The organism is Actinoplanes sp. NPDC026623 (assembly GCF_040638275.1).
GTDB lineage: Bacteria > Actinomycetota > Actinomycetes > Mycobacteriales > Micromonosporaceae > Actinoplanes.
Map to the genome: position 1 here is coordinate 1 of NZ_JBEZXZ010000291.1, position 8,085 is coordinate 8,085.

Here is an 8,085-nt window from a genome sequence, read left to right on the forward strand (position 1 = left end):
CGCCGGGCTCGCCCGGCTGGCCCGCGAGCACCGGGTGTCGCTCTTCATGGTGCTGCACGCGGCCCTGGCCACGGTGCTCGGCCGGGCGGGCGCGGGCGACGACATCCCGATCGGGGCGCCGGTGGCCGGCCGCAGCGGCGAGGCGAGCGAGGACCTCGTCGGATTCTTCGTCAACATGCTGGTCCTGCGCACCGACCTGACCGGGGACCCGTCGTTCCGCGAGCTGCTGGCGCGGGTCCGGGACACCGACCTGGACGCCTTCGCCCACCAGGAGGTGCCGTTCGAGCAGGTGGTCGAGGAGCTGGGCCCGCACCGGTGGCCGGGCCGGCATCCGCTGGTGGACGTGGTGCTGGCGCTGCAGAGCAACGCCCGTGCGGAACTCGTCCTCCCGGACGGGCCGGCGGAGGCGATCGTGCTGCGTCCCGGGGCGGCGCGGTTCGAGCTCCTGGTCGACGTCACCGACGACTACCACCCGGGCGGCCGGCCCGCCGGCCTGACCGTGACCTTCGAGTATCAGGCCGGGGTGTTCGACGACGCGGTGCCGGTCTGGCTCGCGGACGCCCTGCCGGCGGTCCTCGACGCGGTGCTGCGTGACCCCGGCGAGCATATCGCCGCGCTCGCCGGCCTGCCCGAGCTGCCGCCCGGCTGGCGACCGGCCGCCACACGGCCGCCGGCGGCACCGGCCGGGCCCGGCGAGCCGGTGCGGTCCGCATACGTGGCACCGCGCACCGACCTCGAACGGCGGCTGGCCGTGATCTGGGCCCGGGCGCTCGGTGTCGACCGGGTCGGCGTGCATGACGACTTCTTCGCCCTGGGCGGCAACTCGCTGCGTGCGGTCCGGACCGCCGCGCGGATCGCCACCACCGAGCGGCTCCTGGTCACGGGGGCCCAGATCATCGCCACGCCGACCGTGGCGGAACTTGCGGCGGCCGTTGCCGAGGCACCCGCTGCGGTGCGGCCGCCGATTCCCCGCGTCCCCCGGGCGGCCCGTCCCGCGAGCACGCCCGCGTCGACCGGAGGAGTGGGTCACTGAATGGACCTGACCGTGATGTTCTTCGGTGCCGACGGCGACCGCGACGCGACCAGCCACCTGGCCACGTATGACGATATCCTCGCCATCACCCGGGCCGCCGACGACCTCGGCTTCACCGCGGTCTGGACGCCGGAGCGGCACTTCCAGCACGTGGGCCAGGTCTTTCCGAGCCCGGCGGTGCTGTCCGCGGCGCTAGCCGTCACGACCCGGCAGATCGCGATCCGGGCCGGCAGCGTCGTGCTGCCCCTGCACCATCCGCTGCGGGTGGCCGAGGACTGGGCCGTCGTCGACAACCTCTCCCGGGGCCGGGCCGGCCTCTCGGTGGCCACCGGCTGGCACTCCACCGACTTCGTCCTCGCACCAGATCGCTTCGCCGGCCGCCGGCAGGAGGCCCTGGACGGCATCACCCTGTTGCGCGACCTCTGGGCTGGTGAACCGGTCGAGCTGCCGGACGGCACCGGACGGCGCGTGGCGGTGCTGCCGCAGCCGCGCCCCGTCTCACCCCGGCTGCCGCTGTGGCTGACCTCCTCGGGCAACCCGGCGACCTGGGAGGACGCCGGGCGGCTGCGGACGAACGTCCTGGGGGCCACCATCGGTCAGAGCCGGGTGGACCTCGTCGACAAGATCCGGCGGTACCGCGAGGCGTACCGGGCCGCGCCGGACCAGCGCGGTGCGGCGCCCGACGGCATCGTGACCCTGATGGCCCACACGTACGTGGGCGCGGACGACGCCGAGGCGGTACGCCGGGTGCGTGCACCCCTGCGGACCTATCTCACCTCGCACGTCGCCCAGCTGGCCGCTGTCCCCGACCGGGACGGCCGGGCGGGGGTGCTCTCGGCCCGGCAGGTGGAGTCCCTGGCCGAGTACGCGATGCGGCGCTACCTGCGCTGGGGCAGCGTCGTCGGCTCCGCCGCCCGGTGCCGCGACGCGCTGTGCGACCTGGCCGAGCTGGGCTGCGACGAGGTCGCCTGCTTCGTCGACTTCGGGCTGGACCGGGCCGACATCCTCGCCGGCCTGCGCCGGCTCGCCGAGTTGCGAAAGGACCTTCCGGCATGAGCAGCACAGCCGATAGATACGCGGCGCTGAGTGCCGGGCAGCGGGTCAAGCTGCTGCGCCGGCTGGTAGAGCTGAACCGCGTCGGGGAGATCCCGGCCGTCGTGCCGAAACGCGGTGACGGACCGGTGCGACTCAGCCCCGCCCAGGAGGACCTGTGGGTCCACGAGTCGCTGTATCCGGGCACCGCCACGCTGAACCTCTGCTGTTCCTATCGTTTCGACCGTCCGGTCGCGGTGGCGGAGCTGGAGCAGGCGCTGACCATCGTCCAGGACCGCCACGACACGCTGCGGATGCGAATCGTCGAGGACGGCGGTGAGCCCCGCGTCGAGTTCCCGCCTGCCGGCCCGTTCCGGCTGGAGCTGGTCGATCTGCGCGGCACCGGCACCACCGTGGACGAGGCCCTTGCGGAATTCTCCCGCCGGCCCTTCGACCTGAGCGGCGACCCGCTCATCCAGGGGCGGTTCATCACCGTCGACGACACCCGGTCCACGCTGGTCCTGGCCGTGCACCACATCGCCACGGACTGGTGGTCGTTCGACGTCCTGCACGCCGAGTTCGCGGAGGCGTACCAGGCGGTCCGCAGCCGGGAGGTGCCGCGGCACCGGCGGCCCGAGATCCAGTACGCCGACTTCGCCGCCTGGCAGCGGGAGCTGGCGGAGGCCGGCGTGTTCGACGCCCAGCTCGCGTTCTGGCGGGGATACCTGGCGCAGCCCCCGGCACCGCTGACCGTCGGGCGGGAGCTCCGGACGGCCACCGCCCGGCCCGACATCGCGCAGGTACCCTTCCGGCTCGGTGCGGACCTCCAGGAAGCCGTACGCGCCATCGCCCGGGCCCGGGGCGCCACGGTCTACGGCGTGCTGATGACGGCGTTCGCGGTCCTGGCCCACCGCCTCAGCGGCCGGCCGGATCTCATCCTGGGCACCCCGACGGCCAACCGGTCCGCCAAGGGGTTGGAACGGGTCATCGGTTACGTGATGAACGCGGTGCCGACACGCTGGCGGATCCGGCCCGGCGACAGCTTTACCGAGATCCTCGGCCGCTTCACCGCGGACTTCCCGAAGATCCTGGCCAATGCCGACGTACCGGTGGGGAAGATCGTGGGTGCGGCCGCCCCGGAGCGGATGCCCGGCCGGTCCCCGCTGTTCCAGTGGGTCTTCATGTACCTGCAGGCACAGGAGAGCGTACGGGCGATCCGGGAGATCGCCGAGCCGCAGCGGGTGCATACCGGGGGTGAGCACGACCTGGTCGGCATCGCCCGGGAGACCGAGGACGGCATCGAGGGCTCGTTCGAGGTGCGGACCGATGTCTATCCGGTGGAGCTGGTCCGCCGGTGGGCGGAGAGCTTCACGGTGCTGCTCGCCGGGCTGCTGGCCGCCCCGGAGCTGCCGGTCGGCGGTGTCGCGCTGCTCAGCGCGGCCGAACGGCGGCGGCTGGCGGTGCAGGCGGACGCGACCTCGGTTGATCTGCCGCCCGCATCCCTCGCCGACCTCGTGGCCCGGTGGGCGGCGCGGACGCCGGATGCGATCGCCGTCGAGTCGCCGGAGGCGACGCTGAGCTATGCCGAGCTGCTCGACCGGGCCGACCGGCTGGCCGGCCGGCTGCCCCGGTGCACCGCCGCCGGGCAGCCGCTGGTCGCGCTGGCCTTCGGCCGGACGCTCGCCATGACGGTGGCCATCGTGGCGGTCCAGCGGGCGGGGTGCGCCTATCTGCCCGTCGACCGGGACTATCCGGCCGACCGGATCCGCTACCTCCTGGACGACGCGGCGCCGGCGCTCGTGCTCACCGATGTCTGGGACGCCGCCACCCTCCCGAAGACCGGTGTGCCGCGGCTGGTGGTGGATCCGGTCGCGGACCCCGGCGGTCCGCCCGGTCCACCGGTGCCGACGCATCCGCGGCGGGCGGCGTACGTCATGTACACCTCCGGTTCGACCGGACGGCCAAAGGGTGTCGTGGTGGAGTGTGCCGGCCTGGCCAGCCTCGTGGAGACCGTGGTTCGCCGCTTCGGCCTCGGCCCGGACAGCCGCGTCCTGCAGCTGGGCTCGCCCAGCTTCGACATCTCCGTGGTCGAGCTGTGCATGGCCTTCGGTTCCGGCGGCACGCTGGTCTTCCCGCCGCGGGGGCCACTCGCCGGCGAGGCCCTCGGTGACGTCCTGCGGCAGCGCCGCATCACCTGCGCCGTCGTCCCGCCCGCGGTGATCGCGAGTGTGCCGCCGGGCGACTTCCCGGATCTGCGGGCCCTGTGCCTCGCGGCCGACGTGTGCCCACCGGAGCTGGTCGCGGCCTGGAGCGGCGCGACGCTGAAGCTGTTCAACGGGTACGGCCCGACCGAGGCCACGGTCGCCACCACGTTCAGCGACCCGCTGGACCCCGCCGCCGGCGTACCACCGATCGGCCGGCCGACCGCCAACACCCGGGCGTACGTGCTCGACGCCCGCCTGTCGCCGGTGCCGGACGGGGTGCCCGGCGAGCTGTACGTGGGTGGCGCCAGCGTGGCCCGCGGTTACCTGGGCCGCGCGGATCTGACGGCGGAGCGGTTCGTGGCCGATCCGTACGCCCCGGCCGCCGGTGCCCGCATGTACCGCACCGGCGACCTGGTGTGCCGGCGGACGGACGGCCAGCTCGACTTCCTGGGGCGTACCGACGGTCAGTTCTCCCTGCGCGGTTACCGCATCGAACCGGGCGAGATCGAGGCGGTCCTGACCCGGCACGAAGCGGTCGCGCGGGCGGTGGTGGTGGTCCGCGAGGACGACGCGAGGCGCCGGCTGGTGGCCTATCTGGTGCCGGCCGGCGGGGCACGGCTGGAGACCGGGGCGGTGCTGGCGCACGCCGTCGCCACGCTGCCCGGACACCTCGTGCCGGGCGTGTTCGTCACGCTGGACGCGGTCCCGGTGACCCCGAACGGCAAGGTCGACCGGGCCGCCTTGCCGCCCCCGGTGGCCGAACCGCGGGCCGGCGTCCGGGAACCGGCCACCGCGCGGGAGGAACTGCTGTGCGCCCTCTTCGCCGAGCTGCTGGGTGTGGCCGAGGTCGGTGCGGATGACGGCTTCCTGAGCCTGGGTGGCGACAGCATCACGGCGATCCAACTGGTCGGGCGGTGCCGGGCGGCCGGTCTCGAGGTGACAGTGGCCGAGGTCCTCGCCTCCGGCACGCCCGCGACGCTTGCCGTACTGGCCCGGACAGCATCCATCGTCGACGATCCCGGGGTGGGCCGGTTCCCGCTGACGCCGATCATGCGGTGGTGGCTCGACCACGCCGGCCCGCTCGACACGTTCACCATGTCGGCGCTGATCCACGTGCCCGCGGGCAGCGACCGCGAACGTCTCGCGGCCGCCCTGCGCGTCCTCACCAGCCGGCACGGCGCCCTGCGCATGGTCCTGCGGGAGTCGTCGGACTGCTGGGAACTGGAGGTCCCGCCGGCCGACCGGGCGGCGGCCGACCCGGAGCTGACCGAGGTGGACGCCACCGGCCTGGACGACGCGGAAACGCGGGTCGCGGCGCTCGAGGCGGCGGCCCGGGTCACGCTGGATCCCACCGCCGGCCGGATGCTGGCCGCGGTGTGGTTCGACAGTGGACCACACCGGGACGGGCGGTTGCTGATCACCGCGCACCACCTGGCGGTGGACGCGTTGTCCTGGCACCTGCTGGACGAGGAACTCGCGCAGCTGCTGGACAGCGGTCCCGGCCGGCTGCCGGCACCCACCACCTCCCTGCCGCGCTGGGCGCACGCGTTGCGCGACCACACCGCCGAGGTCGCCGGTGAGTTCCCGCTGTGGGAGCGGGCATTGTCCGGGGCGGACACCCGGCTGGCCCCGGAGCGCACGATCGACGGTCCGCGGGCCACGCTGAGGTTCACCAGCTCCATCGAGCGGGCGCCGACGCCGGAGGTGCTGGTGACGGCGCTGCTCGCCGCCGCGGTGCGCTGGCGGGGCCGCGGCACCGGCCTGCTGCTCGACCTGGAGGGCCACGGCCGGAAACCCTTCGCCGCGGATCTCGACGTGTCCCGCACCGTCGGCTGGTTCACGACGCAATATCCGTTACGCCTGGACGCGGAAGCGGCCGGCGCCGAGGAGTTCTGGCAAGGCGGCGAGCGGACCCGCCAGGCCCTGCGCCAGGTGCGGGACCAACTGGAGGCGGTGCCGCTGAGCGGCCTCGGCTACGGCCTGCTGCGCCACCTCGACCCGGATCTGGGGCCGAAGCTGGCTGGCCTTCCCGAACCCGACGTCCGCCTCAACTACCTCGGCCGGCTCACCGCCGGCGGGACGCGCCTGGAGCTGCTGGGTGCCGTCCCGGCGGATGCCGTCCCGCTGACGCACCTGATCGAGGTGGACGCGGCGACCGAGGCCGGGCCGGCCGGTCTTCGGCTGGTGGCGACCTGGTCCTATCCCGCCGGCTCGTGCACCGCCGCCGAGGTACGCGAGCTGGCCGGCCTGTGGTGCACCGCGGTCGGCCTGCTCGCGGCGCAACCCGATCCCGGCGCCGGTTTCCCGCTGACCGGTCTCACCTCCGAGCAGCTGGCGGCCTTGGACGCGGAACTGGCCGAGGACGAGGGGGAGTCCCAGTGGTGACCGCCGGCCGGCTGGCCGATGTCTGGCCGCTCACCCCGGCCCAGGAGGGGCTCTTCTTCCAGGCCCAGCTCGACAGCGACGGGCCCGACGTCTACCTGGTCCAGTGCCGGTTCCGGGTGGACGGCGCGGTGGACGCCGACCGTCTCCGGACGGCGGTGACCGCGCTGCTGACACGACACCCCAACCTGCGGGTCTGCTTCCGTCACAACGGACTGGACCGGCCGGTGCAGGTCGTCCCGCACCGCGTGACGGTGCCCTGGGCCGAGGTCGATCTCGCGGGGTGTCCTGCGGCCGAGGCGGCAGCCCGGCTGGAGGCCGTCCTCGAGGCCGACCGGGCCCGCAGGTTCGATGTCACCCGCCCGCCGCTGGTCCGGTGCACCCTGGTCCGTGACCCGGGCGGCGCCGATCTGATCCTGACCCTCCACCACCTGCTTCTGGACGGCTGGTCCATGGCGATCGTGGTGCGCGAGCTGGCCGCGCTGTATGCCGGCCGCGCCGCCGGGCTGCCGCCGGCACCGCCCTTCCGCGACTACCTGTCCTGGCTCCAGGAACAGGACGGTGCGGCGGCGGCCGGGGCGTGGCGGGCGGCGCTCGCCGGTCTGGCGCAGCCACCCCGGGTGGCTGGCGATGCCCCGCCACGCGGCGCCGTCCTGCCCGGCTCGATCGAGCGGGAGCTTCCGGCCGGGCTGACCGCGGCGGTGCACCGGCGGGCCCGTCACACCGGCGTGACGGTGAACACGCTCGTCCAGGCGGCGTGGGGGCTCGTCCTGGCCCGGATGACCGGCGCCGCCGACGTGGTGTTCGGCGCGGTGGTGTCCGGGCGCCCTCCGGAGCTGCCCGGCGTCGACACCATGGTCGGCCTGCTGGTGAACACCGTCCCGGTGCGGGTCCGGCTGCGGCCGGGGGAACGGGTCGACCAGCTGCTGGTGCGCCTGCGCGACGAACAACTGCTGCTGCTTCCGCACCACAGCACCCGGCTGACCGAGATCCGGCGGCAGGCCGGGACGGGCGACCTGTTCGACACCCTGGTCGCCTTCGAGAACTTCCCCCGCGGCACCGGCGCCCCGGACGGGAACGGGTTGCGCCTGGTGAGCACCCGGGACGCGAGCCATCTGCCGCTGGCCCTGACGATCGTTCCCGGTCCACGAATGTGGCTGCGCCTGCAGCACCGTCCGGACTGCTTCGCGCCGGCCGAGGCGGAACTGGTCGTGGAGCGTTTCACCCACGCCCTGGAACTGCTGGCCGCGGATCCGGGCGCCGAGGCACACCGGCTGGAGGTGCTGCCGGAGCCGGAACGGCGCCTGGTGCTCCGGACCTGGAACGGCGCCGCCCGCGCCGTTCCGCCCGGCAGCGTGCTGGACCGGTTCCGGGGGCAGGTGCATCGCACTCCGGACGCGCCCGCCGTCCAGGCCGGCGACCGGATCCTCAGCT

At 74.4% G+C, this 8,085-nt stretch carries 4 protein-coding genes; all 4 read left to right on the plus strand.

Going from position 1 to position 8,085, the window contains the following annotated elements; all coding sequences use genetic code 11:
* Window positions 1-1,033: condensation domain-containing protein (locus tag AB0F10_RS42420; RefSeq protein ID WP_360639349.1), on the plus strand; the 1,033-nt coding region annotated here is incomplete at its 5' end.
* Window positions 1,034-2,089, plus strand: coding sequence for a MupA/Atu3671 family FMN-dependent luciferase-like monooxygenase (locus AB0F10_RS42425; protein WP_360639352.1), 1,056 nt, complete (start codon window positions 1,034-1,036; stop codon window positions 2,087-2,089).
* Entirely contained in the window at window positions 2,086-6,654 is a 4,569-nt protein-coding gene (locus AB0F10_RS42430) for an amino acid adenylation domain-containing protein (RefSeq protein ID WP_360639355.1), read from the plus strand. Before AB0F10_RS42425 ends, AB0F10_RS42430 begins: the two co-directional genes overlap by 4 nt.
* On the plus strand, window positions 6,651-8,085 hold a 1,435-nt coding region (locus tag AB0F10_RS42435), incomplete at its 3' end, for a condensation domain-containing protein (RefSeq protein ID WP_360639357.1). The genes AB0F10_RS42430 and AB0F10_RS42435, both read left to right, overlap by 4 nt.